A 26,164-nucleotide genomic window follows, 5' to 3' on the forward strand; every position below is an offset into this window, starting at 1 on the left:
TCTTCTACTTTCTTACATACATTATCATAAAATATTTTATTCTTTTAAGGAGGTTTGCTTTATGAAACAAATCAAATGGCTTTTTTCTTTGCTTGCTATTATGATTTTACTCATTCCACTAATTAGCTGCAGCAAAACAACATCTGTACAAACGGTTCGTGTCGGCGAAGTAACTCGCTCTATCTTTTATGTTCCCCAGTACGTCGCTATTTCAAAAGGCTTTTTTGAAGAAGAAGGACTAAAGGTGGATTTAAAAACAACGTGGGGCGGAGATAAGACAATGACGTCACTTTTATCTGACGGCATCGACGTAGCCTTAGTCGGCTCGGAAACTTCAATCTACGTATATGCACAGGGGTCTAGTGATCCCGTCATCAACTTTGCACAACTAACCCAAACCGACGGAACATTTCTAGTAGCACGTAAAAAAGTCGATCACTTCTCATGGGATCAGCTTAAAGGCAAAACGTTTCTTGGTCAACGCAAAGGCGGCATGCCGCAAATGGTAGGAGAATATGTGTTGAAACAGCATAATATTGATCCTAAAAAAGATGTAAAACTCATTCAAAACATTGATTTTGCTAACGTTGCGAATGCTTTTGCTTCTGGTACTGGAGATTACGTTCAATTATTTGAGCCAACGGCTAGTATTTTAGAGAAACAAGGAAAAGGACATATCGTTGCTTCCTTCGGAAAAGAATCAGGAACAGTTCCTTATACAACATTTATGGCCAAAGAAAGCTATTTAACAGATAACCCTGAAGCAGCAGCTAAATTTACTCGAGCTATTTACAAAGCACAAAAATGGGTAAATACACATAACACAGATGAAATTGCTGAAGTGGTTGCACCGTATTTTGAAGATACACCTAAAGAAACGCTGAAAACTGTTATTGACCGCTATAAATCCCAAAAATCCTTTGCAACTAACCCTTTATTAGATCAAAAAGAGTGGGATCATTTACAAAAAATCATGGACGAATCTGGAGAACTTCCAAGACACATCGATCACAGCAAGCTAGTCAACACAAAATTCGCAAAAGATGCAATGAGTGAGTAATATGACAAAACTTCACATTCAAGATGTTCAACATATGTATCTTACGACAAAGTCCGCTACCACTGCACTTGAACATATTAATTTGTCTATTGAAGAAGGAGAATTTGTTTCCTTTCTCGGCCCAAGCGGATGTGGAAAAACGACGCTTCTATCGATTATTGCAGGCTTGATTGAACCAACGTCCGGCTTTGTCACAATAGACGGTGAAAATATTGGAACATCAGTCCCAAACATCGGTTATATGCTTCAACAAGATTATTTGTTTCCATGGAAAACTATTAAAGAAAATATTTTACTTGGGCTTGAAATTCGAGGACAGCTAACAGATAAAACAGAGAGTAAAGCACTGTTACTCCTAAAAGAAATTGGTTTACAGGGCGTAGATGACCTATATCCACACCAGTTATCCGGAGGCATGAGACAACGCGTCGCTTTAGTCCGAACACTTGCCATTGACCCCGCTATTTTACTCTTGGATGAACCTTTTTCAGCACTTGATTTTCAAACAAAACTCAAGCTTGAAGAACTTGTTTCCAAAACACTGATGACTTATCAAAAAACGGCTGTTTTGGTCACGCACGATATTGGCGAAGCCATTGCTATGAGCAGCCGAATCTTTTTATTCTCAGCCAAGCCGGGAAAAATTGCAAAAACATTCACGGTTCCTTCTATTTTACGAACCCTTTCTCCGTTTGAAGCACGACAGCATCCGGTCTATAACGATTTATTTATGGACATATGGAAGGAGCTTGATCAACTTGAAACCCACTAGCTCCCTAGATACTCTTCACGAAAGCTACCTTCGCAAGGTTCGAGGCGAAAAACGATTAGTACTGAGCGTGCAGCTGATCATGTTCTTAGCCTTTTTTAGCTTCTGGGAACTGGCTTCTCGTTTAAAGTGGATTGACCCTTTAATTTTCAGTTCCCCTACTAAAGTATGGAATTTATTTCTAATTAAACTTGCTGACGGCTCGCTGGCAGAACATATTGGTTTTACATTATTTGAAACGGTTCTCGGCTTCATTCTAGGCACATTACTAGGTATTTTACTTGCAACGGCCCTTTGGTATTCAACTAGGCTTGCACATATATTAGATCCTTACCTCGTTATTTTAAACGCCATGCCTAAAGTAGCGCTGGGCCCTATTTTAATTGTAGCAATCGGGCCAGGATTTTTCTCAATTTTAACGATGGGAGCAATTATATCCGTTATCATTACATCCATCGTCGTTTACACAGCCTTTAAAGAAGTTGATCCAAACTATATTAAATTACTAAAAAGCTTCGGGGCAACGAAAACCCGTTGTTTTAAAGAAGCTATTCTTCCAGCTTCCATGCCTGCCATTATTTCCACATTTAAAGTAAATGTCGGCTTATCTTGGGTAGGCGTCATCGTAGGAGAATTTTTAGTTTCTTCAAAAGGGCTTGGATATATGATTATTTATGGTTTCCAAGTCTTCAACTTTACTCTTGTTCTTCTCAGCTTATTATTAATTGCCATTTTCGCTACGATTATGTACCAAGGCGTTGCTTATTTAGAAAAGAAATTGATCCGACGCTCATAAAAAATCCCCCCGTACAAACGGGGGGATTTTTATTAATACGATGCTTTTACAAAAATGTTCGCTTTACATATTTCATTACATATTGTAAAACATTATCTTTCATGATGAAGCTGTATGCATCATCTTGTTGAATGCCCGAAGGTAGTTGATCAATCATTACGGGACCATCTGTTTCCATGTAGTCTTCTTTTTTAATTACATTTCCAATAGTAGCAAAATAAATATTTTTAATAATGGTCTTTCCTTTACTTACTACTTTGTACTGACCAATATAAGTCAAAGAAGAGACTTCTCCGCCTGTTTCTTCAAATACTTCTCGAACCGCTGCTTCTTCTGGTACTTCATTGCCTTCTAGTTTTCCTCCGGGAAATTCTAAACCTCGTTTTGAGTGATTCGTTAGCAACCATTGATTTTCATACCTGCATACGACCCAAACATGACGTGGAGTTTTCGAGAATGGATTTTTTTCAAATGATAAAAATACTTGATTATGATATGCATCCTTAAATGTGTACATGGTCGACTCAAACTCCATTTGATTTTTCCCTTATTTTATCATACATTACGGCCATACCTGATAAGAAAAGTATGCTCGTACTTTTTTTATTTGCTTTTTACCCCTTATTCCATTCTATCTGAAGATAAAATATTCATCTGTTTGATATGTGATTTTGTTTCATCGTCTCCCAGCTTATAAAGCATGGCATATATGTCAACTGTTGTTTTATCGTACATATCATTTTGAGAATCATGATGATACTCCAGATACGGAATATGTGATCGCCAAAAGCTTGACCAATCGCTTGAAGCGCGCTGATCTAAATAGGTTCTCAGCTGCTCCACTTCTTCATCTGTTGCTTCAATGGCATAATTCCAGTCTGAAGCAGTATTTGACTGATTGATTTCCCCTGAACTCAGAGATACATAATATTTTTTTGTCATGAAAGATATTCAGCTCCTTCTTTCTAGTGCCAACTTATCTTTCTTATTTGTATCTTATTCTTTTTTTATACACTCTAAGATTTAAAGCGGTCTTTTAAAATCGCTATTGCTTTTTTTAACGGCTCTGGAATCGGAACCCCTACAATTCTTGCGTTTTCTGTAATTGAAATCATTTCGTTTAAAATATAGAATAAAATAGCTCCATCTCGAATAATATGACCGTTTTCCCAAAATACAGAATCGATAAAGTTTGCTACAGCAATCATGGCAAAAATAAAAATCTTTTTGGCAATTCCTTTAAAACCTACTTTGCTAGATAAACGTTTATTTATAAAAGCTGCAATCGTGCCTGTCAAATAATCCATTGTCACTAATGCTACTAAAGCCATTAGTAAATAGTCCCACTCTCCAAATAAAAAAAAAGCCAGTGAACCTAAACTTGAGATTATCAAGACAGAAAGCTTCTGCATATCCACTTTTTTCACCCTTTCAGCAGTCATATCCCTACAGTATATGCCGGTGAAAAAAAAGTGTTCGTCCATCTTATCATAAAAAAACCTGCGATTACTCGCAGGTTTTAATCACTTGCCTAGGAATGATTTTAACATCCACGTATGCTTTTCTAAGCTTTGATGAATGGCTAACAGCATGTCTCCTGTTGTTTCGTCGCCCGCTTCACCGGCTGCGTCCATTCCTTCTTTTAATTCAGCAGTTAGCGTATCAAAATCGCTTACTAAAGAAGCAACCATATCTTTAGCCGTTTCGCTTCCATCCGCTTCTTTAATAGAAGAAAGTTCTAACGATTCTTTCATTGTTGCCACAGGTTTTCCTTCTAATGCTAAAAGGCGTTCTGCAAGGTCATCAATAATTGTAGCTGTTTCCGTATACAGCTCTTCAAACTTTTCATGAAGAGTGAAGAATTGTTCACCTTTTACGTACCAGTGAAAGTTATGAAGTTTTATGTACATTACACTAAAATTCGCTACTTGTTTATTAACGATTTCATTTACATTTACTGCCATGTTTTTCGCTCCTTTGTGAACTCTTTGTATAATATAGTTGTACCCTTTTTTAGTTGATTAAAACATTTTTTTCATAAAAAGAGACATTTCCCTTTCTTTAGACTTAGAGAAACTTCTTCCTCTTTTTTCAAATAAAATAAGCAGCCCAGCGGACTGCTTATTTTTAGCCAAATACTTTTTCTAAATCTTCTTTGTCCTGTTCTAGCCAGAACTTCATCAAGCGTTTTGCTCCTTCTAAATCGTGAAGTTTCGCTTGGCCGCACTGCTTTTCATTTGCTGCTGGAATTTCAGTAATGTTAATTGCATCTTTTAACGTATCGTCTAACAAATCAATAATTTCACGTACAGTCGGCTCACCGCTCACTACTAAATAGTACCCTGTTTGACATCCCATAGGCGAAATATCAATAATATCAAAGTGATCGTATTTTTCTACATGAGTACGAATATTAAAAGCTAATAAATGCTCTAGCGTATGAATAACGTCCGGCTTCATTGCTTGTTTGTTTGGCTGGCAAAAACGAATATCAAATTTATTTACAACGCCGTCGCTTCCCACTTTGTGAACACCGCAGTGTCTTACGTAAGGTGCTTTAACCGCATTATGATCTAGCTCAAAACTTTCTACTGATGGCATAATACCACTCCTTTTATCTTCTTTCACCTATCATAACATGCAATTCCGATATATTTCATCCATTTAATAACCTTTATTTCTTTTAGTTGCTTTTTATTCCTTCTATCCCTTATAGTATGAGCAAACACGAAAGAAAGAACGTGATAATAAATGATTGCAAAGCTTTTGCTTTTACTTATAAAAGGATATCAAAAAGGAATTTCACCTTTTCTTCCGGCAAGGTGCCGGTTTTACCCTACCTGCTCCCAGTACGGAGTTGAATCCATTAAACGCTTTGGTGCCGTAAAGGGATCTTATTTGACTGTAAAACGCATTTTAAAATGCCACCCGTTCCATCCGGGTGGCATCGATGAAGTACCTGAGAAAAAATCACACTAAGCTTTAGTTGTTTTCGATTGCTTCATACCCATTTACAACAACATCTAGCTTTCCTGTATTTGGATCAATAACTAGTCCATGTACAGGAGTATCTTTTGAAAATAAAGGATGATTACGGATTGTCTCTACACTATGCTGAACAGTCTCTTCTACTGAATCAAAACCCGTTAACCATTGTTTCAAGTCCATAGAATATTCAATGGTATTAATCACTTCATCTGAGATGCCTTTTGCTCTTACTTTCTCTAAAAAAGGTTCCGCCTGAAGTTTACCTGCTCCACAGTCGTGGTGACCAATTACACATACCTCATCTGCTTGAAGCTCGTACACAGCTACTAAAATGCTTCGCATAATACTTCCAAATGGATGTGAAACAAGCGCTCCTGCGTTTTTAACAATTTTCACGTCTCCGTTGCGCAAATTCAAAGCGTGTGGAAGTAATTCTACCAATCTTGTGTCCATACACGATAAAATAACCATTTTTTTATCAGGGAATTTGCTTGTTTCGTAAAGTTCATACTTCTTTTCTTCTACAAATTTTTGGTTGAATTCTAAAACATCTTGTAATAAGCTCATCTGCTGTCTTCTCCTTCATAAAAAAAATTCTTTCTTGTATTATAATACTTTTTCCTATAAGATGAAAAGTGTTAAATCGTAATTATTATTATTTATAAACAAGAAAGTAGGTTATAACAGTGAAAAAAATTCCCGTTACCGTTTTCAGCGGATACCTTGGTTCAGGTAAAACAACTCTTTTGAACCATATTTTAAAAAATAAAGAAGGTTTAAAAGTCGCGGTCATTGTCAATGACATGAGCGAAGTAAATATTGATGCAGACTTAGTTAAACAAGGCGGATTCTCTCGAACAGATGAAAAACTTGTTGAAATGCAAAATGGCTGTATTTGCTGTACGCTTCGAGACGATCTAATGAAAGAAGTAGAACGCCTAGCAGACAATGGTGATATTGATTATATTGTCATTGAATCTTCCGGAATCAGCGAACCTATCCCTGTTGCTCAAACATTTACTTATATTGATGAAGAGCTGGGCATTGATTTAACTCAGAAATGTTCGTTAGATACGATGGTCACTGTAGTAGATGCCAATCGCTTTTGGGAAGACTTTTCATCCGGCGAAAGCTTATTGGACCGCAAAGAAGGAACAGATGAAAACGATACAAGAGAAGTGATTGATTTGTTAATCGATCAAATTGAATTTGCAAACGTCATTTTGTTAAACAAAGTTGATTTGTTAACAAAAGATGATGCAGATGAGCTAGAGGCTGTTCTTCACAAATTAAACCCAGAAGCCACTGTTATCCAAACAATTAATAGTGAAGTAAGCCTTGAAGCCATACTTCATACCGAGTTATTCGACTTTGAAAAAGCTAGTCAAGGAGCCGGATGGATTAAAGAATTAAATGAGGAGCACCATACGCCTGAAACGGAAGAGTTCGGTATTTCTTCTTTTGTATACAGAAGGAATCGTCCCCTTCATCCTGAACGCTTTATGAAATGGTTAGAGAACTGGCCGGTTGATATTGTACGTGCAAAAGGATTTTTCTGGCTTGCTTCGCGTAATAATATGGCAGGACTTCTTTCTCAAGCAGGTACGTCCATTATGATTCAAGCAGCGGGTGAATGGATAGCAACTTACGCTCCGGAAGAAAGAGAACAAACCTTAAAAGAAGAGCCTGAATTACGAGCAAAATGGGATGAACAATTTGGAGATCGTATTAACGAGCTCGTTTTCATTGGTATTGATATGAACAAAGCTGAAATAATTGAAACTTTAGACCGCTGTTTGCTGACAAATGAGGAAATGAATCAAGATTGGGCTACTCTCAAAGATCCCCTTCCTAAATTTACAGTAAGTGCGTAAATTTTTAGTTTTCAAATCGTAATAATTACGATATAATAACATAGGTCATAAATGGTTACGATACGAACGGAAGGAGCAACATAATGAAATTCAAACCACTTTTAATGGTGCTTGCATTAGGAATTGGAACAGCTCTTGCAGGGTGCAGTTCAAGCAGTGCAAATAACGCATCTGATAATAAAAACAAAAAATTAGAAGTTTATACAACAATCTACCCTTTACAGGACTTTACTGAAAAAATCGGCGGAAAATATGTAAACGCTAAAAGCATTTTACCAACCGGTGTAGATGCGCACTCATTTGAGCCTACAACAAAAACAATGGTCAAAATCGCCAACGCGGACGCATTTGTTTACTCAGGAATTGGACTTGAAGGTTTTGCAGATAAAGCACAGTCTACACTTAAAAATGAAGATGTAGCTTTAGTAGAAGCTGCAAAAGGAATTAAATTAGCAAAGAGTTCTGAAGATGAGCATGCCCACGAAGACGAACATGCCCATGAAGAAGAGCATAACCACGGAGATACAGACCCTCACGTTTGGCTTGACCCTGTTTTAGCTATTCAATTAGCAGAAAATATTAAAGACGAACTTATTGAATTAAAACCAGATAAAAAAGCAGAGTTTGAAAAGAACTTCCAAGCGTTAAAGACTCAGCTTGAAGATGTGGACCAAGAGTTAAAAACAACGATTGGCGACGCACCTCATAAAGAAATTTTAGTATCACATGCAGCCTATGGCTACTGGGAAAAACGATACGGCTTAAAGCAAATTAGCGTAGCGGGTTTATCTCCTACAAATGAGCCGTCTCAAAAACAATTAGAAAACATCGTAAAACAAGCAAAAAAAGACCATATCAAATACTTTATCTTTGACCAAAATTTAAAGCCTAAAGTGTCTACGCTTGTAAAAAATGAAGTAGGAGCTCAAGCTTTAACACTTCATAACTTAGAGTCATTAACAAAAAACGATGTTAAAAATAAAGAAGATTATTTCTCCATTATGCAACACAACATTGATACCTTGAAAAAAGCATTATATTAATAAAAAAACTAGCCTCCCGGCTAGTTTTTTTATTGTAATTTATATTTTTGCTTAAAGCGTTCTACACGGCCGCCTTTATCAGCAAATTTTTGTTTTCCTGTATAAAATGGATGTGTATCCGAACTGATTTCAACTTTTAAAAGCGGATATGTGTTGCCATCTTCCCATTGAACGGTCTCATTTGATTGTTTTGTAGATCCTGATAAAAATGATGTTCCGCTATTTGTGTCCATAAATACAACTTTACGATAGTCTGGATGAATATTGGTTTTCATAAAATATCTCTCCTTTAAAACAATATATGTTCATTATAATCGTAATGATTACTATTTTCAAGTGATATGTTTTACCAATTCCGATGCATAAAGCGTGGTAAAAAGTGGACAATAAGGTTTATCAATACTTTACTGGAAAGGTTGAAAAATGAATGGATCATTTAGTTACTGCACGTTCAATGTTTGGCCTGAACATGGGAGTACATATCATTTTTGCCACCCTTGGTGTCGGCATTCCTCTCATGATTTTATTGGCTGAAATTCTTTACTACAAAACAAAAGATAAAGATTATGAACTTATGGCACAGCGCTGGACAAAAGGAGCTGCCGTCCTGCTTGGAGTCGCTATTCCTACGGGAACAATTGCTGGTGTACAACTAGCGTTGCTTTGGCCGGGTTTTATGGAAATTGTAGGAAAAGTAATGGCTCTTCCCTTTCAAATTGAAATTTATGCTTTCTTTATTGAGGCTCTGTTTCTCTCTATTTACGTATACGCAGCGGACCGTATTTCTCGAAAAATGAGGATTATCAGTCTGATTTTAGTAGCAATAGGAGCACTTGCCTCTGCCGTTTTAATTACCAACGTGCATGCATTTGAAGGAACACCTGCTGGCTTTCGAATTTTAAATGGAGACATTGTAAGCGTAGATCCTTGGGCAGCTTTCTTTAATCCGAGCTTCTTTGTAACGTCCGGTCACGTAGCCGTTTCTGCTTATACAACTGGAGGCTTCGTCATTGCTTCAGTCGCTGCCTTTAAAATGCTTCGTGCGCGAAAACATAATCCAAGAGAATATAAGTTTCATCATAAAGCGCTGATGATGGGATTAGTAATCGGCGGGATTTTCTCTTTTGTAACGGCTTTGAATGGACATGAATCTATGCAAAAAGTATACGAATATCAACCCGAAAAACTTGCAGCAGCTGAAGGTCTATTTGAAACACAAGATCATGCACCATTAGCTTTAGGCGGATTTACAGATGAAAAAGAACAGCGAGTCAAGTATGGAATTGAGTTTCCATGGATGCTCAGCTTCTTGTCGGGTAATAGCTTTAATACAGTGATTACTGGACTCAATGACTTCCCTAGGGATTATTGGCCGCCGCTTTTTGTGCATACCTTGTTTAACGGTATGGTCATTATCGGATCGATTTTAATTTTAGTGGCGCTAGTGGGCGTTGTTTGGTATAAGTTTTTAAAGAAGAAAAGCTTCCCGAAAATTTTCATGTGGGCATTTGTCGCAACGGGCCCTCTCGCGATCATGGGCATTGAATTCGGATGGATTTTTGCATGTACCGGAAGACAGCCCTGGGTCATTTACCGCATCATGCGTACATCAGAAGCAGTTACCACTTCTGCTAATTTGCATATTTTATTTTTTTTATTTTTGCTTGTTTATATCGTACTCGTGGCCGCAGTCGCCCTTGTACTGGTGTTTTATTTCAGAAGAAATCCGCTTTCTAAAGAGCTTGCTGCGCAAGCAGATTAAAAAGGATGTGAGAATATGGGTGATTCGTTACTAGCAATTACCGTAATATGGGGCTTCATTTTTATCTATGCCGTAATGGGAACGATGGATTTTGGAGCTGGTTTTTGGTCGATGGTATATATTAACCGTACGAAAACAAATGCTACAGATGTAGCAAACAGATATCTATCGCCTACTTGGGAAGTAACCAATGTATTTATCGTTGCGATTGTGGTTGCGCTGTTTAGCTTTTTTCCTCGAGCTACATTTACGCTTGGAACAGTGCTACTAATACCGGGGAGTATCATTTTACTTCTCTTATCTATTCGAAGCGGATTTTTAGTGTTTTCACACTATGCTAGCAGCTTCAAATATCGGAGAGCGTTGGTTTATGTATCCGGTATCTCTGGCGTATTAATTCCTGCTTTTTTAATCGCGGTACTGCCAGTAAGTCAAGGTGGATTTATTGATATAATTGACGGCACGCAGCGATTGAATTTAGCAAAAGTGTTTTCAAGTCCGCACGTCTATTCATTTATTGGTTTTGCCATTACCTCTTCCCTGTTTCTTTCGTCTCTTTTATTAGCAGATTACTCGAAGTCATCTGACGAAATGGAAGCTTATGCGGTCTATCGGCGCGATGCGCTCATTACAGGACCTCTTTCACTGCTAATGGCTATCTTTATTATGATTACAATGCAATCAGAAGCCAGCTGGTTATATGATAAAATGATGCAGTTTAAGCCTCTTCTTTACGGATCTGTAGGTCTATTTGTAGTAGCTGGTATTGCTCTGCTGCTCCCTTCTCAAAAAGGAAAAGGCATGCCTCGTTTAGCCGTGGTATCCATTATCCTTCAATATTTCTTAGCAAGTTACGTATACGGACGAAGTCATTTACCTTATGTTGTCTATCCAAACGTAACGATTGAGAATGGATTTACACATCCCGATGCGTTTCATTCTTTATTTATTGTGTATATTGTTGGTTTTGCTATTTTATTTCCTGGATTCTTTTATTTCTGGCGTCTATTTATGAAAGATAATAAAGAATACAGCAAAAAGAAGCCATACTAAAAACCCGGTCAGCACTTGACCGGGTTTTCTTATGAAGCAGCAGATTTTGCTACTACTTCAGCAAAACCTTTAGCAAATACCTTACATTTTTCTACATCTTCTCCAAAGGGAGAGAGCTCGATTTTCAAACCGGGAACGGCTATATTTCCGTTACGTTCCTTTATTTTTTCTTCAATTAAATCAACTGCTCCGCAAAAAACATCATATGATGAATCACCTGAGCCAAATACAGCCATCTGCTTCTGACTGAGATCTATATCATCCATTTCCTCATAAAGATCTAAAAAATCATCTGGCAGCTCTCCATCTCCCCACGTATAAGCTCCAAAGATAATAGATTCCGCGGATACAAGGTCAGGAGCATCAATGTCATATACTTCTGCTCGTTTCACATGCAATCCATGCTTGACTAATTCTTCTTCGATCAAATCGGCTATCGCTTCTGTGTTACCTGACATACTCGCATAAGCTAGTAAGATTTCCTTCATGTAAATAACGCTCCTTTACACCAGCAGTGTTGGCCGCACATCCCTTTCTTCAGCACATTCTTGTTGAAGAGGACAGTTTTCACACTCACTGGATGCATAATTCTTTTGAAAATGTTTTGGTTCCATTAACACACTTTTGACAATATGTAGTTGAAGTATGGCTTTTTGATAATCGTCTGGGGCAATATGATAAGTTGTTGTTTCTTCAGTTAACAATGAATAAAAACGAATTTGTTCAGGAACCTTTTTAAAAGCTTGTTTCGAAAAAACGATAATAAAGTCTTTCATTGCGTTTTTCACTTCTTCATGGTCATCTAGAATGAATTTTGTTAGCGTATAAGATTTCTCTGTCCATGCAGCAAAATCAATGGTTAGAGAAAGGTTGCTTTGAATTTCTTCTACATAAACGCTGTATTTCTCAAACACAAAAAGCGGTAGTTCCACATGTGCTTTTTCCCCTAAAAACCTTAGTAAATAATCGCTTACTTTAGCTAACACATCGTAATAGTGAACGGGTGATGAAAACATATTTGGCTTTAGGCGCCAATATTTTTCAATAAGCTGTAAAACATAGAGGTTTGAGCGATACTCAACTGGCTTGCTATAGTATGTTTTAATGATTTGATGGACAGTTACTTGAACGAGCTGTTTCCAATCTATAGATGTTTTTTTCAAAAGAAGCTGCTGCTGATAAAATTTGTACGGACATCGAATAAATTGTTCGATGTGGTCGTTAGAGAGTGTCTTTATATGCACTTTTATCGGTTCCACCTATGTCTCACCACCCTAATTGAAATTCATTCTCAATAATAAGTAAAAATTAAATCATGAAATCTGCTCAATCACTTTACGAATAGCACTCCATGAATGTTTGACGAAATAAATTGGTTTTTTTTGTTTTTTTGCTTTCTCTTTAATGACTTTTGCCATATTGTGATTAATAAAATCCGTAATAACTAATACAAACCCAATATGTTCGGGTATTTCTCGCTTCACCATATTGCTTTTACGGCCATCTAAATGAATGACTTCATTAAACCCTTCTCCCGCTAAACGATCTGTAATATGCTTTAACCTGTCTCCTCCTACAACCATAACTGATGACATTTTTGTTCCCTCCCAATTAATTATTCATTTAATGATTTGCCAACAACTTGTATCCTTTACTATATACACAGTTTAATTGAGAATGATTCTCTTTGTCAATGTTTAATTGATAAAAATTCTCAATTAAAATGAAAGTCTACCACCTTTCTTATAAGTTAGTTGAATTTTGACCATACTATAGCTATCACATACAAAGGAGGGTTAACGTTGGAACAAAACATTCTTTGTGAAGTAAATAACTGTCACTTTTGGAAAAATGGAAATCACTGCAGCGCAGAAGAAATTTACGTGGTAAGTCATAGCGGAAAACATGCAGCAAGCAGCTATGAAACAGACTGTAAAACGTTCAAGCCAACTGAAGCGTAACCCGCAAAAGGACAGCCTCTGGGTTGTCTTTTTTCTCTCTTCAAGATCATAAAAAAGGAGACTAATATGAAAACTGAACAACTGATTCATTTTTTTAAAGAAGAAGCCATAAAAGCAAATGAACAAACCTTTCCAATCTATGTACAATCGTTTACTCATTTATGGACATATAAATGGGGAACACTTGAAAACATTCCAGAAGAAATTGATGACTTAATTACCACACGTGCGTTAGAACTTGGACTTATTCACTTAAAAAAAGCTGACTAATCAATAAGGAAATTAGTCAGCTTTTGTGTTTATAGATCATCAAATCCATTCGCATCTGATGCTTTTGTATATTGTCTTGATTTCTGTTCAAAGAAATCCGTTTTCCCTAAATCTACCTCTTGATAAGCAATAATCCAACGAAGAGGATTTTCAATCGGTGCTTCTGGGAAAGCAGCTCGGCCGAAGCCTAATTGATTACAGCGTTTATTAGCCATGTATTCAATATACTGCTGCAGTTCTTTCATCGTGATGCCGTCGAATTTTTCTCCGATAACAGATTCCGCCCATTCAATTTCAAGACGAGCTGCCTCTTGGAACGTTTCAACTACAAACGTTTCTAGCTCTTCCGTACGATAAGCTGGATTTTCATTTAGTACTTCCTTGAAAATCTTTTCAAATAACCCAACGTGAAGCTGTTCATCACGATTGATATAGTTAATCATCGTAGATGTCGCCACCATCTTTTGATTTCTCGCAAGATTATAGAAGAAAGCAAATCCGCTATAGAAGAAAAGGCCTTCTAAAATAACATCATATACCATAGACTTCAAAAAGTTTTCAACCGTTGCTTCTTCGCTAAATGCTTTATATCCGTTTGTAATAAAGTCATTTCGAGCGCGAAGCTTTTCGTCTGTGCGCCAGTATTCAAATACTTCATCTTGTTTTCCTTTTGGTACAAGACTTGATAAAACATATGAATACGAATGATTATGAACCACTTCTTGCTGCGCTAAAATAATCATTAGAGCATTAATCGAAGAATCGGTTACATAGTCAGCTACTTTGCTAGCATAATCTGATTGAATACTGTCCAGTAGCGCCAGCAAGCCAATAATTTTTAAAAAACTCTCTTGTTCGTCAGCCGTTAACTGAGGGAACTGCTTAATATCTTGACCCATATTAATTTCAAACGGCGTCCAGAAGTTAGCTAGCATACGCTTGTATTTAGGGAACGCCCATGAAAATCGGACGTCATCCCAGTTTAGAATATTTGAGCTCTTGCCGTTGATGATTCCTGTCGAACGGTTCGGAGCTGTTTCGTTCATTAATTCTCGTTTTAACATGCTTGTCATCAATTATTCACTCCTTTTAACTATGACAGCTTTCACATTCTTCAATGACTTCACTTGATGTTGAACGTACGTAGTAGGTCGTTTTTAACTTTTCTTTCCATGCCGTCATATGAAGATCCAGCAGCTCTTTTGCTCGGATATCATTTTGCACATATAAGTTGAATGAAATGGATTGATCAATATGGCGCTGGCGCTTGGCGTTTTGCTTAATGCTCCAGTGCTGATCAATTAAATAAACGGACTTATAATACCAGTTTGTTGCTGGTGATAAATCCGGTGCCGTCACCGGGATTTTATAGTTTTTCTTTTCCTCTGAATAAAACTTACGGAAAATCGGATCAATACTTGCAGTAGAACCCGCGATAATAGATGTTGATGAATTAGGTGCTACAGCCATTAAGTAGCCATTTCTTATCCCATTGTTTTGAACTTCGTTACGCAGTTCACTCCACGCTTCGCTTGTGTATTTACGTGTTTCAAAATAAGCGCCTGACTCAAAATCTGAGCCTTTAAATAATGGATATGCACCTTTTTCTTTAGCTAAGTTCATGCTTGCCTGTACGGTTAAGTAAGCGATTTGCTCATACAATTCATCGCAATATGCTACCGCTTCATCTGTTTCCCATGCTATTTTCTTTAAGGCAAGCAAATGGTTCCAACCAAATGTGCCAAGCCCTACTGCGCGGTACTTTTGGTTTGTTAGTTTTGCTTGAAGTACCGGCAAATCATTTAACTCAATAACGTTATCAAGCATGCGTACTTGAATTGGAATTAAACGTTCAAGCACATCTTCAGTTACGGCTCTCGCTAAGTTGATAGAAGAAAGATTACATACAACAAAATCGCCCGGATTCTTTGTAATAATAATTTTTCCGTCTTCCGTAATTTCCTCTGTTACGACCGTTGTGCTTTGGTTTTGCGTAATTTCTGTACATAAGTTGCTGCAGTAGATCATGCCCTCGTGGCGGTTTTGATTAGCTCGGTTAACCGTATCACGATAGAACATATAAGGCGTCCCCGTTTCAAGCTGCGAAAGCATAATGCGCTTGAAGATTTCAATAGCAGGTACTGTCTCTCTTGAAAGCTGTTCATTATTTACACACTCAGCGTAACGAGTGCGGAACGAACCGCTGCCTTCTTCTTCATCATAAAAATCTTCTAACGAGTAGCCCATCAGCGTACGAACTTCGTGAGGATCGAATAAGTGCCAGTCTTCACGTGCTTCTACTTTTTCCATAAACAAATCTGGCAAACATACGCCAGTGAATAAATCATGCGTGCGCTGGCGTTCGTCACCATTGTTCAACCGCGCGTCTAAGAATGAAAAGATGTCTTTATGCCATACGTCTAAATATACGGCAATAGCCCCTTGTCGTTGACCTAGCTGATCGACACTTACAGCCGTATTATTTAGCTGTTTCATCCATGGAATTGTTCCTGATGATACGCCTTTAAAACCTTTTATCTCACTTCCTCGGCTTCTAATATGACCGAGGTAGACACCAATTCCGCCTCCATTTTTACTAAGCGTGGCCAAATCTGTATTGCTATCATAAATACCGCGTAAGCTGTCATCAATCGTATCAATAAAGCAGCTAGATAGCTGTCCGTAGCTCTTTCCTGCGTTTGAAAGCGTTGGTGTGGCAACCGTCATATATAGACTAGAAAGCGCCCAGTACGCTTCTTTTACTAATGCTGTTCGATTTTCTTTCTTTTCTTGAGACATCAGCGTCATAGCAATGATAAGAAAACGTTCTTGCGGTAATTCGTATACGCGCTTATCATGTGATGTCGCTAAATAGCGATCTGCTAATGTCAACAATCCAATGTATGTAAATAAACGATCGCGTTCAGGAATAATGACTGAAGCAATTTCATTAATTTCTTCTTCTGTATATGTTTTTAATAGCTGTTTATTATAAATGCCGATTTTTGTTAGTTCTTGAATAAGCTGATAAAACGAACCGTACTTCTCTTTTTTATCATAACCTCGGTTGTCCGCTGCTTTTCGATATAGTTCGTTTAAGTAGACGTCTGCCGCTACGTACGTCCAATCTGGTTCTTCCATTGAAATACGCTCTAAGGCTGCTAAAATTAGGACGTTTGCAACCTTTTCGTCCGTCATATTTTCCTTTACTGTAACAGTTTGAATAACCTTTTCCTCATACAAAGAAAAATCAAGCTGCGTAAATTCATTTTTTAAACGTTCAATATATGCAGTTAATTCATGTAGAATTGTAGGCTTTAATGTATTCACCATAAATATGGCTCCTCTCTTCACTTCAAAATAAAAAATCGCTCACCGTACCTCGGTGAGCGAATAGAACGAAGATAGAAGAAGACACTAAGTCTTTTCTCAATCCTCGCTCTACCCTCTCACCTCCCGAAGAAGATAAAACGACATAAAAAAGGCAGGTCTCCTGACTTATGCTTCTTTTTACTTTAAGGCCTTCCCATGATGTTTACTCACAGTGGATCTCCTTATTTCATCAGCATTCACAGTTGCGGGGACAGCTTTGGATTTTCACCAAATTCCCTTTTAAGTCTTTTTATCAGACACCTTTTTCACTGGAAAACACAAAATATAGTATTTTATTATCGATTTCAAAACAACATATTGTGTTATGTTATAAACACATTATATAGGACAACTTAGAAAACTATCAACCTATTTTCAAAAATAATTTTGTTTTTTACGATAAAACTCTTCGACTTTTTTCATCAAACTATTCCATCATAACATGTTTTGACACGCTTGATGGAACAATGTGCTCTTTTTAAAAAATTTGTCCTATTTTTCTACTAAACATTGACAACCTCAATAAAAAAAACCGTTTTACATAAAAAACGGTTTTTAATTATTGGTATTCTTTTTCAAATGCTGTGATTGTTTTGATAAAGTTTTTATCGATATCGTATCCTATCCCCGGTTTTCCCTTCACCTTTATTACTCCGGCTTCTACCTCTACTTCGGGCTTAATAATATCTTTTTCCCAATAGCGAGATGACGCAGAAATATCACCTGGTATCGTGAAAGAAGGCAATGTCGCAAGGGCGATGTTATGAGCTCTTGAAATCCCGGCTTCTAACATTCCGCCAACCCAAAGTCTTACACCATACTGGGCGCACAAATCATGAATTTGCTTTGCTACGGACATTCCGCCAACTCGACCGATTTTCACATTGATAATCTTACAGCTTCTTTGTTCAATTGCATGACGTGCATCTTCATAGCTCACAATACTTTCATCTAAGCAAATTGGCGTCTGCATTTGCTTTTGTAACAATCGATGATCAAGGATATCATCAGAACTTAACGGCTGTTCGATCATCATTAAATTCAATTCATCTAGTTTCTTCAATGAATCACTATCGCTTAACGTATAGGCTGAATTGGCATCAGCCATAAGAGGAATGCTTGGAAATTCATCTCGAATTTGTTTCAGTAGCTCATAGTCAGCACCCGGCTTAATTTTCACTTTAAAGCGCTTATAGCCATCTTTCATGTAAGTCTTTATTTGTTCTTTCATTATGGAAATATCATTTAAGCCAACTACCACTCCAGCTTCTACAGCAGACCTTACTCCTCCAATTACTTCAGATAACGGTTTGTTCTGCCGCTTTGCATACAAATCCCACACAGCACAGTCTAAAGCTGCTTTAGCCATGTTATTTCGCTTTAGAGGTTTGAATAACTTTTGAACATCCTCTGGTTTTTGAAGCTGCTGATGAAGAAGCGAGGGAATTAAAAAATCGTCTAACATATGAAAACACGTCTGAATCGTTTCTTCCGTATACCAAGGAGATGAAAAAGCAACTACTTCTCCCCACCCTGTAAATCCTTGTTCATCTTCTACTTCAAGCAAAATCAATTCTCGATCCTGCACTGTACCATAGCTTGTTGAAAAAGGAGAAAGAAGCTTCATGTCAATTTTATAAAGATGTACTTTTTTTATAATCATCGATTAGCTCCCTTTCTGTATGAACGATGATAGCTTCCGGCGTATGATTTTATTAGAAGCCGTTCGCGGCAGCTCCTGTACTCGAACGAAATACTTTGGAAGTTTGTACTTTGCTAAAAATTGTTGAATGTGTAAAGATAATTCTTCATCTGAAACGTCTTCGTTTACAACAACACATGCAGCTGGCACTTGTCCCCATTTTTCGTCAGCTACTCCCGTTACACCGGCCTCTTTAACAGCGGGATGCTTCAACAAAACATTTTCAATTTCAGCTGGATATACATTTTCTCCACCTGAAATAATAAGGTCTGAACGTCTGTCTAACACATATAGAAAGCCTTCTTCATCCACTTTCCCGATGTCTCCTGTATAGAACCAGCCTTGTTGAATTGCTTTTTCAGTAGCTTCAGGTTTATTTAAATATCCTTTTGTAACATTTGGACCTTTAACAATAATTTCTCCTGCTTCGCTGGTCTCATTTCCTTTTTCATCTACAATTTTCATTGCACATGGAAATAATGGTTTACCTGCTGATCCCAGTTTTCGCAAACTATCTTCAGGTGAAAGCGTAACGAACTGTGAAGATGTTTCTGTCATTCCATACGTTTGATAAACAGGAATTTCTTTACTCACACAAGCTTCTAAAATAGTAAGCGGTGCAGGTCCTCCTCCTAAAAGCATGCATCGAAACGTATGCGGATATTTCCGTTCCCCTAACTCATCGAGCATGTTGGACAGCATGGAAGTGACAACCGAAATAATCGTTACCCCTTTGTTTTCAATCGCTTCATTTACTGCTCTTGCTTCAAACCGTTCTTCTAAAATGATTTTCATTCCGTAAAAGACGCTCCGCATTAAAATAGATAAGCCGCTAATATGAAACAAAGGAACCGCTATAAGCCAGCAGTCTTTTTCATTTAATCCTAAATTAAGCGCTGAGCCAACGGAACTCCACCAGTGATTTCCATATGTCTGCAGCACTCCTTTTGGATGACCTGTTGTTCCAGACGTATACATAATGGTGAATGTGTCCTCGAGATTCCACGTTTTTTGAAAACCTGTTTCTGCTTCTGGAGAACTTTTTAAAGCAGGTAAAGTAAGCTGAGTAATGGAACTTTGGAATTCTCTCATTAAAAATGTTTCATCCGCAATAAGCAACGACACGTTTGCATCTGTTAGCTGATAATTAATTTCTTCGTTTGTCAAACGCGTGTTGACGAGCAGCAACCGGGCGCCAATATAAGAAACCGCATGTAAAATCTCAATAAACTCCACTCTATTTTTCATGTATAAAGCAATGGTATCGCCTTGCTTTACACCGTTAAACGAAAGCTGCTGTGCTACTTTTTGAACACGTTTATGAAGCTCTTGAAACGTAAGAGACGTTTGCGGTGTTTCTACCGCCACTCGATTTGGCGTCAAATATGCTCTTTGCATAAGCCCATTAGGAATCGTTTGGCTACTCATGAATTTCTCTCCTTTTTATACTGATTAACTAAATTAAATTGAAAAAACAGCCTGATGATAATCACCAAGCTGTTTCAGCTGTTTAAGGGAAACGTGGGAACTGTTGGAAGTCTGGATTGCGTTTTTCCTTAAATGCATCGCGACCTTCTTTTGCCTCATCGGTTGTGTAATAAAGAAGCGTTGCGTCACCCGCAAATTGCTGGATACCAGCTAAGCCATCCGTATCAGCATTAAATGCTGCTTTTAAGAAACGAAGAGCGGTTGGACTTTTTTCTAACATCTCTTCACACCATTGAATTGTTTCAGCTTCAAGCTGTTCTAATGGAACGACCGTGTTTACTAATCCCATGTCTAGTGCTTCTTGAGCGTTGTACTGACGGCATAAGAACCAGATCTCACGCGCTTTCTTATGACCTACGATGCGAGCTAAGTAACCAGAGCCATATCCTGCATCGAAGCTTCCTACTTTAGGACCTGTTTGTCCAAAGACTGCGTTATCCGCTGCAATTGTTAAGTCACATACAACGTGAAGAACGTGGCCTCCGCCAATTGCATAGCCTGATACCATCGCAACAACCGGCTTTGGAATTACGCGAATTAAACGCTGTAAATCTAGAACGTTTAGACGTGGAATTTCATCTTCTCCTACATAGCCGCCGTGGCCGCGAACTCTTTGGTCTCCGCCTGAGCAAAATGCTTTATCCCCAGCACCTGCTAATACAATTACTCCAACGCTTGCATCGTCACGAGCATAAGCAAATGCATCGATCAATTCCATTACTGTTTTTGGACGGAATGCATTGTGCACTTCCGGACGGTTAATCGTAATTTTAGCGATTCCGTTATATGTTTCGTATAAAATGTCTTCATACTGACGTACTGATGTCCATTCAACTGTCATCTTTATTTCCTCCTAATTATGTAGTAGCTAAGAACTCACTTACTATTCTACCAAAAATCTCGGGTTGTTCCACGTGAATTGCATGGCCTGTCCCTAAAATAATTTTAGAAGTAGCATTTGGTATTAATGTTTGCATTTCTTTGGAAATTAAACAAAACTTTTGATCTACTTCTCCTGTAATAAGCAAAACCGGCATCACCAGATCGTCCAGCTTCTCCCAAAGGGACGGCTGGACTCCTGTCCCCATTCCTTTCAAACTGTTGGAAAGGCCGATCTCTGTATGAGAAAGTCTTTCTTTACGCACCGCTTCTTGGACATGACGAGGCAATTGCTTTTGAGAACGAAACAGAGGGATTTCCTCCCAATAGTTCACAAACTCTTCAATCCCATTTTTCATAATGCGGCTCGCCAGCTGTTCATCTTTTTCTTTTCTTAGCTTTTGTTCTTCTCGTGTTTTTAAACCAGGCGATGCGCTTTCTAATAACAACTTTTTCACAAGGTGTGGATATCGCTGAGCAAATGAAAGAGCAAGTCTTCCTCCCATCGAATATCCGATTACATTCACCTGTGATAGAGATAGCTGTTGAAGCAGCTCATGCAGTGCTTCAACAACTGCTTCCATTGAATATGGTTTGATTTCTTTCGGAGCTGCTGATTGGCCATGACCAATAATATCAACAGCAATCACCTGATAGTCTTTAGCGAATTTCTTCATAAGGGTACGCCAGGTTTGAGAAGAACCAGTAAAACCGTGAAGCAGAAGCAGCGGCTCTCCTTTCCCCTCGGTGTGCACATAGTAAGATACACCACTTAATTGATACATCATTGCTTATTCCTCACCGTTTGACAAATTTATTTCCTCGGAAACAAGTTTCCACAAACTGCGATGAGTCTCTACATTTTCTGTACGAGTTGTACGAATCTCTACAACATGCAACCCGCCTTTTGCGAAAGCATGGTTCATTGCATGTCGAAATTCTTCCCAGCTGCTTGCTGAAGAAAATGTGCCATCATACAGACGAGTCGCATGCTCAAAGTTTAATCCAGTTGGCGTACCGAATAAAAATTCAAAGTGCTTTTCTTGTTTTGACTGCGGTAAAAATGAAAAAATTCCTCCGCCGTCATTGTTAACTAGCACAACGGTTAAATTTAAATTATGCATTTTAGCTGCCAAAAGACCATTTAGATCGTGATAAAACGATAGGTCACCAATAAATAAAACGGTGTGATCGTAAGCCGTGCTTACGCCTAGAGCAGACGAAACTACACCATCAATTCCATTTGCACCCCGATTTACAAAGAGTGGAATCTCTTTTTCCGTATTTAAGAAGAAAGAATCAATATCTCGAACAGGCATTGAATTTCCAGCAAACAAAGCCGTGCCTTCAGGTACTACATCAACAATTTCTTGAACTACTTGTCCTTCGAACCATTCCTGGCCAGAAGTTAATGTTCTTAAAGCCTGTACAGTTTGAGCATTAATCTTTTTCCACAGACTCAGCCATAAAGTAGATTCCTCTTGATTCGCTGAAAGACGTTTGATCAGTTCTTCACAAAATAATGTCTCATCGGCTTCAATCATCACTGTTGAACGCAAAGTAGGATCTCTCCAGCCTTTACCTTGGTCCACTACAAACATTTCTGTCGGCTCGTGTGCTTTCAAAAATTGCAATAGCGGTTTTGATACAGGCATCGCGCCAAAACGAATGACAACTTCCGGGTGAAAACGCTCATCAACCTTATCACTTTTTAAAAATGTATCATATGTCTCTATTACATTTTCTTTTGAATGCTTGCCGCTTCTTAATTGTGATAACGGATCTGCGAGCACTGGAAAGCTTAAAGATTCAGCTAAACGGCATACGCTGTCTACTGCTTTTAAAGACATTTGATCTCCGCATATAATAAGTCCTTTTGTTGTTCCTTCTAAGCGCTTCGCAATTTCTTCGAAACCTTTTTCAGATAGAGATGCTTCTCCATGAATAGCAGACACATATGATTTACCGCGTTTCCCTTGACTCCATAAATCTTCAATAGATAAATCTGGTACAATCGGTTCACGTAAAGGTACGTTAATGTGTACAGGACCGCTCGGTATAGCTTGAGCTGTATGAACAGCCCTTGAAGCTACTGTTCGAATATAACGATTCATATCTGCACTTTCTTCTGGTAAAGCTGTATCTACAAACCACTTCGCATATTGACCGAAAAGATGATTCTGATTAATGGCCTGCGGGGCACCTATATCCCTTAACTCATGCGGCCGATCCGCTGTGATCACGACTAAAGGAATGCGTGAATAGTGAGCTTCAATTACTGCAGGATAATAATTCGCTGCAGCTGTTCCAGATGTACATACAAGCGCCACTGGTTTTTTCTTTGCTTTTGCTATTCCTAGAGCAAAAAAGCCGGCGGAACGTTCATCAATATTTAAGTGCACATGAATATTAGGGTGCTCAGCCATAAGCATCGCAATAGGCGTTGAACGTGACCCTGGACTGACCACTACTTCTTCAACATTTGCTTCTACTAATTCATCCACGAATGACGCAATATACGTTGTTAATGATTTAATGTGTTCCACGCATAATCCCTCCTAAAGCTGAAAGCATCGGGTTGAATTTAATTCTTGTTTCTTCATATTCACTTTCAGGCGTAGAATCTGCTACAATTCCACAGCCCGCAAATAAAACGGCTTCTTTCTGCTGAATAACAGCGGAGCGGATTCCTACTATAAACTCACCGTTTCCGTTGATATCCATCCATCCTAAAGGAGCTGCATACCACCCTCGGTCAAAGGATTCTAGCTTTCGAATAATAGGCAGGGCCTCCTGTTGAGGATATCCTCCTAGCGCTGGTGTTGGATGGAGCTTTTGAATAAATGAAAATAGCGTCACATCTTCCTTTATACGTCCTTTAACAGGTGTATACAAATGTTGAATATGCTTTGTTTTATATAAACTTGGCTTACTTGGAATTTCTACTTCATAACAGTAAGAATTCATCGCTTCTTTAATCATATGAACAACAACATCGTGTTCAATTAAGTTCTTGGGATCTTGAAGCAATTCCTCACCTAGTTCGTGATCTTCCTGCCTTGTCTTTCCTCTTGGAATCGAACCCGCTAAACATGTGGAAAACACATAATCTCCTTGTTTTTGCACTAGCCTTTCTGGGGAAGCGCCGATAAAATGCTGATGCTCTCCCTCTAAAATATATGTGTAGCTAGTTGGCTGTTCCTTTAACAGACGCTGAAGCACGTATTCAGTAGAAATATCTTCATTAAATTTTACTTTTAATTGACGAGCAAGAACCACTTTCTCTATAGCCTGTTGCTTAATTAAAGTAGTAGCCCTTTCAATATTTCCTTTAAATTTCTCTACCCCAATTTCCTCTTTTTCCAACAGCAAAGGTGAAATATGAGATTCCCCGTCGTACTCTTCACAAAGAACAAGTTTTTGGACCTCTTCGAAATAATTGATGTGCTTTTTAACAGAATCTTGTCCTTTAACCATCATATTAACGGTAAGATATCCTTCTTTGTCTACCTGGGTATATAACACAGTTGGAATCATAAATTTTGAACTCGGGAAATCACTCCAATAGTTTTCTCGATACTGATTTGGGTCAAATGAAAATCCTCCAAATAAAAGAGGACCTGTCCCATCCGGGAAAATTTGGTTATTTTTATAAAAGTCTTCTTTTATAAAGCGCTTCCATTCGTTTTCAATGTGGAAATAACGTTCTTTTGCCGCATTGGTGCAAATAGTATGCGCATATCCTAATCCAACAAATGTATAATAACTGTTGGGATCTTTCCAAAAAAAGCGTTCTTTATAAAACTGGTCATGTCCGTTCGCATAAAAAATAAGGGGGTCAATAGGTCTTACTTTTTTCACTAAACTGACCAATTTTGGCTGATTTTCATTTTTTGCACACTCAATCGCATCTTTAATGTATTCTTGTACTAACTGTTCGGTCGTTGCAATCACACTACGTCCCCCCGTTCATCTTTTTTCTTAAGCCTGTAACTAACTTATTATAAACTTTCAGTTCAAAAAAATCTAGCATCGTGATTCACGAGAAAAAATTAATTTCGCTTGTCTAAATTATGCCTTTTCATTAAATGAATCAAAAATCTTTATGATCTATTTAGTACTCCTTAGACCTCGAGAACGTTATTTTTATCATACCCTTTTCTATAACCTTTAACTTTCTTTAATTTCCCACTCCTTTTCTCTCTTAGCTTCATGAATACCCCAAATACTCCTAATATGAATCGTGTTTTTTTGAATTTTTAACACATACTACAAAAGCACAATAAATTTTTAAGGGGGAGCTTCATGACACTTTCAAAACAAGAAATCAGTCAGTTAAAACAAAATTTACAACAGCAGCAGGCTGATATTCAATCGCACTTTGACCAAAATGATCATTTTGGTCTAACTCGAAGCGACGCTCACGACGCTGTAGGAGAACTTTCAAGCTACGATAACCACCCTGGTGACACAGCCACGGAAACATACGAGCGTGAAAAAGACCTTGCACTAAATGAACATGCAAAACAAGAGCTACATGAAATAGAAGAAGCCCTTCAGGCAATCGCTCACAGCACGTATGGAACATGCAAAGTATGTGGAGCAGATATCTCGTTTGAAAGACTTCAGGCTGTACCAACTACTTTATACTGTAGAGAACATAGCCCATCACAGGATATTCCAAAGCACAGACCTGTAGAAGAAAATGTTCTCCATCACCCATTTGGTCAATACGACTATGACGATACCGAAACGACAGGATATGACGCAGAAGATTCTTGGCAAGACGTTGCGCGTTACGGGACGTCTGAATCTCCTTCTGATTTTATAGAAGATACGTCTAACTATAGTGAAACCTATATTGAGGCAGATGAAGCTATTGGGTACGTTGAAGATTATGAAAACTTTGCCGCTACCGATTTATATGGACAGCCTCTTCCTATTTACCCTTCAAAAGAGCATGAGCGATATGAAAATGCACTGGATGAAGAAGGTACAATGACCATATTTGGAGATTTACCGGCCTATGAGAAAGATCCATACACTGAAAAGGAGTAGTTCTTCATACTACTCTTTTTTCTATTTTTGGTAGGAGCTATAGGAGATGACATCGAATGAATAGGAGATTAGAATTATAATGAGGTGAA

General features: G+C 38.1%; 29 protein-coding genes and 1 riboswitch. Of the genes, 11 read left to right on the top strand and 18 right to left on the bottom strand.

The window, feature by feature from the left end; all coding sequences use genetic code 11:
- Positions 1-61 precede the first annotated feature (61 nt).
- Genes AC3WJG_RS08345 through AC3WJG_RS08355 form a run of 3 tightly spaced genes read left to right on the top strand, consistent with a single transcriptional unit; the run spans position 62 to position 2,625 of the window.
- Positions 62-1,060 (top strand): ABC transporter substrate-binding protein, encoded by a 999-nt coding sequence (locus AC3WJG_RS08345; RefSeq protein WP_337133896.1) that lies wholly within the window; start codon positions 62-64, stop codon positions 1,058-1,060.
- Position 1,061: 1 nt separating this feature from the next.
- A complete protein-coding gene (locus AC3WJG_RS08350; protein WP_057233120.1) occupies positions 1,062-1,832 on the top strand; it encodes an ABC transporter ATP-binding protein in 771 nt (256 codons plus the stop codon).
- Positions 1,819-2,625: an ABC transporter permease gene (locus AC3WJG_RS08355; RefSeq protein WP_060747087.1), complete on the top strand. Its 807-nt coding sequence runs from the start codon at positions 1,819-1,821 to the stop codon at positions 2,623-2,625. Before AC3WJG_RS08350 ends, AC3WJG_RS08355 begins: the two co-directional genes overlap by 14 nt.
- Positions 2,626-2,671: 46 nt before the next feature.
- On the opposite strand, the gene ytkD is transcribed toward AC3WJG_RS08355, so the two are convergent.
- The 5 genes from ytkD to AC3WJG_RS08380 form a co-directional block, all read right to left on the bottom strand.
- Positions 2,672-3,142 carry an RNA deprotection pyrophosphohydrolase gene (gene ytkD, locus AC3WJG_RS08360; protein WP_028410468.1) on the bottom strand — a complete coding sequence of 157 codons (471 nt, stop codon included), beginning with the start codon at positions 3,140-3,142 and terminating at the stop codon, positions 2,672-2,674.
- Positions 3,143-3,246: 104 nt separating this feature from the next.
- Complete coding sequence (locus AC3WJG_RS08365; RefSeq protein WP_028410467.1) at positions 3,247-3,567, bottom strand: hypothetical protein; 321 nt, start codon at positions 3,565-3,567, stop codon at positions 3,247-3,249.
- Positions 3,568-3,641: 74 nt separating this feature from the next.
- The gene (locus AC3WJG_RS08370; protein ID WP_028410466.1) at positions 3,642-4,067 is read right to left on the bottom strand and encodes a phage holin family protein; all 426 of its coding nucleotides are present in this window, start codon (positions 4,065-4,067) and stop codon (positions 3,642-3,644) included.
- Positions 4,068-4,148: 81 nt separating this feature from the next.
- On the bottom strand, positions 4,149-4,589 hold the full coding sequence (locus tag AC3WJG_RS08375; RefSeq protein ID WP_013085268.1) for a Dps family protein: 441 nt from the start codon (positions 4,587-4,589) through the stop codon (positions 4,149-4,151).
- A 163-nt stretch (positions 4,590-4,752) separates the two neighbouring features.
- A complete protein-coding gene (locus tag AC3WJG_RS08380) occupies positions 4,753-5,226 on the bottom strand; it encodes an S-ribosylhomocysteine lyase (protein WP_013059547.1) in 474 nt (157 codons plus the stop codon).
- A gap of 150 nt (positions 5,227-5,376) precedes the next feature.
- Here AC3WJG_RS08380 and yidD point away from each other — a divergent pair, with 150 nt between their 5' ends.
- On the top strand, positions 5,377-5,604 hold the full coding sequence (gene yidD, locus AC3WJG_RS08385; RefSeq protein WP_013059548.1) for a membrane protein insertion efficiency factor YidD: 228 nt from the start codon (positions 5,377-5,379) through the stop codon (positions 5,602-5,604).
- A gap of 3 nt (positions 5,605-5,607) precedes the next feature.
- On the opposite strand, the gene AC3WJG_RS08390 is transcribed toward yidD, so the two are convergent.
- Positions 5,608-6,180 (bottom strand): beta-class carbonic anhydrase, encoded by a 573-nt coding sequence (locus tag AC3WJG_RS08390; protein WP_013085269.1) that lies wholly within the window; start codon positions 6,178-6,180, stop codon positions 5,608-5,610.
- Positions 6,181-6,299: 119 nt separating this feature from the next.
- Here AC3WJG_RS08390 and AC3WJG_RS08395 point away from each other — a divergent pair, with 119 nt between their 5' ends.
- Both AC3WJG_RS08395 and AC3WJG_RS08400 read left to right on the top strand, forming a co-directional pair.
- Entirely contained in the window at positions 6,300-7,487 is a 1,188-nt protein-coding gene (locus AC3WJG_RS08395; protein WP_337133895.1) for a GTP-binding protein, read from the top strand.
- Positions 7,488-7,570: 83 nt separating this feature from the next.
- Positions 7,571-8,530 carry a metal ABC transporter substrate-binding protein gene (locus AC3WJG_RS08400; RefSeq protein WP_060747085.1) on the top strand — a complete coding sequence of 320 codons (960 nt, stop codon included), beginning with the start codon at positions 7,571-7,573 and terminating at the stop codon, positions 8,528-8,530.
- Between the two features lie 29 nt (positions 8,531-8,559).
- Here the strand turns inward: AC3WJG_RS08400 and AC3WJG_RS08405 are convergent, their stop codons facing one another.
- Positions 8,560-8,805, bottom strand: coding sequence for a type B 50S ribosomal protein L31 (locus tag AC3WJG_RS08405; protein WP_013059552.1), 246 nt, complete (start codon positions 8,803-8,805; stop codon positions 8,560-8,562).
- Between the two features lie 152 nt (positions 8,806-8,957).
- Here AC3WJG_RS08405 and AC3WJG_RS08410 point away from each other — a divergent pair, with 152 nt between their 5' ends.
- Entirely contained in the window at positions 8,958-10,292 is a 1,335-nt protein-coding gene (locus AC3WJG_RS08410) for a cytochrome ubiquinol oxidase subunit I (protein ID WP_013085272.1), read from the top strand.
- A gap of 15 nt (positions 10,293-10,307) precedes the next feature.
- Complete coding sequence (locus AC3WJG_RS08415; RefSeq protein ID WP_060747083.1) at positions 10,308-11,345, top strand: cytochrome d ubiquinol oxidase subunit II; 1,038 nt, start codon at positions 10,308-10,310, stop codon at positions 11,343-11,345.
- A gap of 29 nt (positions 11,346-11,374) precedes the next feature.
- On the opposite strand, the gene AC3WJG_RS08420 is transcribed toward AC3WJG_RS08415, so the two are convergent.
- From AC3WJG_RS08420 to AC3WJG_RS08430, 3 genes are read right to left on the bottom strand one after another with little or no spacing between them, the layout of a single operon-like run.
- Positions 11,375-11,833 (bottom strand): flavodoxin, encoded by a 459-nt coding sequence (locus AC3WJG_RS08420; RefSeq protein WP_337133894.1) that lies wholly within the window; start codon positions 11,831-11,833, stop codon positions 11,375-11,377.
- Between the two features lie 15 nt (positions 11,834-11,848).
- Entirely contained in the window at positions 11,849-12,604 is a 756-nt protein-coding gene (locus AC3WJG_RS08425; RefSeq protein WP_253351914.1) for a hypothetical protein, read from the bottom strand.
- Between the two features lie 54 nt (positions 12,605-12,658).
- Positions 12,659-12,940 carry a DUF2325 domain-containing protein gene (locus AC3WJG_RS08430; RefSeq protein ID WP_013059557.1) on the bottom strand — a complete coding sequence of 94 codons (282 nt, stop codon included), beginning with the start codon at positions 12,938-12,940 and terminating at the stop codon, positions 12,659-12,661.
- A 207-nt stretch (positions 12,941-13,147) separates the two neighbouring features.
- Here AC3WJG_RS08430 and AC3WJG_RS08435 point away from each other — a divergent pair, with 207 nt between their 5' ends.
- Complete coding sequence (locus AC3WJG_RS08435; RefSeq protein WP_013059558.1) at positions 13,148-13,306, top strand: DUF1540 domain-containing protein; 159 nt, start codon at positions 13,148-13,150, stop codon at positions 13,304-13,306.
- Positions 13,307-13,372: 66 nt separating this feature from the next.
- Complete coding sequence (locus AC3WJG_RS08440; RefSeq protein ID WP_013059559.1) at positions 13,373-13,576, top strand: hypothetical protein; 204 nt, start codon at positions 13,373-13,375, stop codon at positions 13,574-13,576.
- 29 nt (positions 13,577-13,605) lie between these two features.
- Here AC3WJG_RS08440 and AC3WJG_RS08445 read toward each other — a convergent pair whose 3' ends face one another.
- From AC3WJG_RS08445 to AC3WJG_RS08480, 8 genes are all read right to left on the bottom strand, one after another.
- A complete protein-coding gene (locus AC3WJG_RS08445) occupies positions 13,606-14,649 on the bottom strand; it encodes a ribonucleotide-diphosphate reductase subunit beta (protein WP_013059560.1) in 1,044 nt (347 codons plus the stop codon).
- A 16-nt stretch (positions 14,650-14,665) separates the two neighbouring features.
- Positions 14,666-16,909: a ribonucleoside-diphosphate reductase subunit alpha gene (locus tag AC3WJG_RS08450; RefSeq protein WP_492588115.1), complete on the bottom strand. Its 2,244-nt coding sequence runs from the start codon at positions 16,907-16,909 to the stop codon at positions 14,666-14,668.
- 133 nt (positions 16,910-17,042) lie between these two features.
- A riboswitch (cobalamin riboswitch) is annotated at positions 17,043-17,228 on the bottom strand.
- Between the two features lie 279 nt (positions 17,229-17,507).
- Positions 17,508-18,611 (bottom strand): o-succinylbenzoate synthase, encoded by a 1,104-nt coding sequence (gene menC, locus AC3WJG_RS08455; RefSeq protein ID WP_028410457.1) that lies wholly within the window; start codon positions 18,609-18,611, stop codon positions 17,508-17,510.
- A 3-nt stretch (positions 18,612-18,614) separates the two neighbouring features.
- Positions 18,615-20,078: an o-succinylbenzoate--CoA ligase gene (locus AC3WJG_RS08460; RefSeq protein WP_102813618.1), complete on the bottom strand. Its 1,464-nt coding sequence runs from the start codon at positions 20,076-20,078 to the stop codon at positions 18,615-18,617.
- 82 nt (positions 20,079-20,160) lie between these two features.
- On the bottom strand, positions 20,161-20,979 hold the full coding sequence (gene menB, locus AC3WJG_RS08465) for a 1,4-dihydroxy-2-naphthoyl-CoA synthase (protein ID WP_013085280.1): 819 nt from the start codon (positions 20,977-20,979) through the stop codon (positions 20,161-20,163).
- Between the two features lie 16 nt (positions 20,980-20,995).
- Positions 20,996-21,805 (bottom strand): 2-succinyl-6-hydroxy-2,4-cyclohexadiene-1-carboxylate synthase, encoded by an 810-nt coding sequence (menH, locus tag AC3WJG_RS08470; protein WP_028410455.1) that lies wholly within the window; start codon positions 21,803-21,805, stop codon positions 20,996-20,998.
- A gap of 3 nt (positions 21,806-21,808) precedes the next feature.
- Positions 21,809-23,563, bottom strand: coding sequence for a 2-succinyl-5-enolpyruvyl-6-hydroxy-3-cyclohexene-1-carboxylic-acid synthase (menD, locus tag AC3WJG_RS08475; RefSeq protein WP_098249367.1), 1,755 nt, complete (start codon positions 23,561-23,563; stop codon positions 21,809-21,811).
- Positions 23,550-24,971 (bottom strand): isochorismate synthase, encoded by a 1,422-nt coding sequence (locus tag AC3WJG_RS08480; RefSeq protein WP_098333432.1) that lies wholly within the window; start codon positions 24,969-24,971, stop codon positions 23,550-23,552. The genes menD and AC3WJG_RS08480 overlap by 14 nt, the downstream gene beginning before the upstream one ends.
- A 351-nt stretch (positions 24,972-25,322) precedes the next feature.
- Between AC3WJG_RS08480 and AC3WJG_RS08485 the strand changes: the two genes are divergently transcribed.
- The gene (locus tag AC3WJG_RS08485; RefSeq protein WP_013059568.1) at positions 25,323-26,075 is read left to right on the top strand and encodes a TraR/DksA C4-type zinc finger protein; all 753 of its coding nucleotides are present in this window, start codon (positions 25,323-25,325) and stop codon (positions 26,073-26,075) included.
- Positions 26,076-26,164: the final 89 nt, after the last annotated feature.

Source organism: Priestia sp. FW507-14D1A (assembly GCF_058781295.1).

Coding starts and splice junctions, on each gene's coding strand:
- menB (WP_013085280.1), bottom strand. CDS start 20,979: ATGACAGTTGAATGGACATCAGTACGTCAGTATGAAGACATTTTATAC.
- AC3WJG_RS08400 (WP_060747085.1), top strand. CDS start 7,571: ATGAAATTCAAACCACTTTTAATGGTGCTTGCATTAGGAATTGGAACA.
- AC3WJG_RS08405 (WP_013059552.1), bottom strand. CDS start 8,805: ATGAAAACCAATATTCATCCAGACTATCGTAAAGTTGTATTTATGGAC.
- AC3WJG_RS08420 (WP_337133894.1), bottom strand. CDS start 11,833: ATGAAGGAAATCTTACTAGCTTATGCGAGTATGTCAGGTAACACAGAA.
- yidD (WP_013059548.1), top strand. CDS start 5,377: ATGATTGCAAAGCTTTTGCTTTTACTTATAAAAGGATATCAAAAAGGA.
- AC3WJG_RS08450 (WP_492588115.1), bottom strand. CDS start 16,909: ATGGTGAATACATTAAAGCCTACAATTCTACATGAATTAACTGCATAT.
- AC3WJG_RS08410 (WP_013085272.1), top strand. CDS start 8,958: ATGGATCATTTAGTTACTGCACGTTCAATGTTTGGCCTGAACATGGGA.
- AC3WJG_RS08415 (WP_060747083.1), top strand. CDS start 10,308: ATGGGTGATTCGTTACTAGCAATTACCGTAATATGGGGCTTCATTTTT.
- AC3WJG_RS08365 (WP_028410467.1), bottom strand. CDS start 3,567: ATGACAAAAAAATATTATGTATCTCTGAGTTCAGGGGAAATCAATCAG.
- AC3WJG_RS08350 (WP_057233120.1), top strand. CDS start 1,062: ATGACAAAACTTCACATTCAAGATGTTCAACATATGTATCTTACGACA.
- AC3WJG_RS08445 (WP_013059560.1), bottom strand. CDS start 14,649: ATGACAAGCATGTTAAAACGAGAATTAATGAACGAAACAGCTCCGAAC.
- ytkD (WP_028410468.1), bottom strand. CDS start 3,142: ATGTACACATTTAAGGATGCATATCATAATCAAGTATTTTTATCATTT.
- AC3WJG_RS08345 (WP_337133896.1), top strand. CDS start 62: ATGAAACAAATCAAATGGCTTTTTTCTTTGCTTGCTATTATGATTTTA.
- AC3WJG_RS08460 (WP_102813618.1), bottom strand. CDS start 20,078: ATGAGTAGCCAAACGATTCCTAATGGGCTTATGCAAAGAGCATATTTG.
- AC3WJG_RS08430 (WP_013059557.1), bottom strand. CDS start 12,940: ATGTCATCAGTTATGGTTGTAGGAGGAGACAGGTTAAAGCATATTACA.
- AC3WJG_RS08380 (WP_013059547.1), bottom strand. CDS start 5,226: ATGCCATCAGTAGAAAGTTTTGAGCTAGATCATAATGCGGTTAAAGCA.
- AC3WJG_RS08370 (WP_028410466.1), bottom strand. CDS start 4,067: ATGACTGCTGAAAGGGTGAAAAAAGTGGATATGCAGAAGCTTTCTGTC.
- AC3WJG_RS08375 (WP_013085268.1), bottom strand. CDS start 4,589: ATGGCAGTAAATGTAAATGAAATCGTTAATAAACAAGTAGCGAATTTT.
- menC (WP_028410457.1), bottom strand. CDS start 18,611: ATGATTATAAAAAAAGTACATCTTTATAAAATTGACATGAAGCTTCTT.
- AC3WJG_RS08485 (WP_013059568.1), top strand. CDS start 25,323: ATGACACTTTCAAAACAAGAAATCAGTCAGTTAAAACAAAATTTACAA.
- AC3WJG_RS08440 (WP_013059559.1), top strand. CDS start 13,373: ATGAAAACTGAACAACTGATTCATTTTTTTAAAGAAGAAGCCATAAAA.
- AC3WJG_RS08390 (WP_013085269.1), bottom strand. CDS start 6,180: ATGAGCTTATTACAAGATGTTTTAGAATTCAACCAAAAATTTGTAGAA.
- menH (WP_028410455.1), bottom strand. CDS start 21,805: ATGATGTATCAATTAAGTGGTGTATCTTACTATGTGCACACCGAGGGG.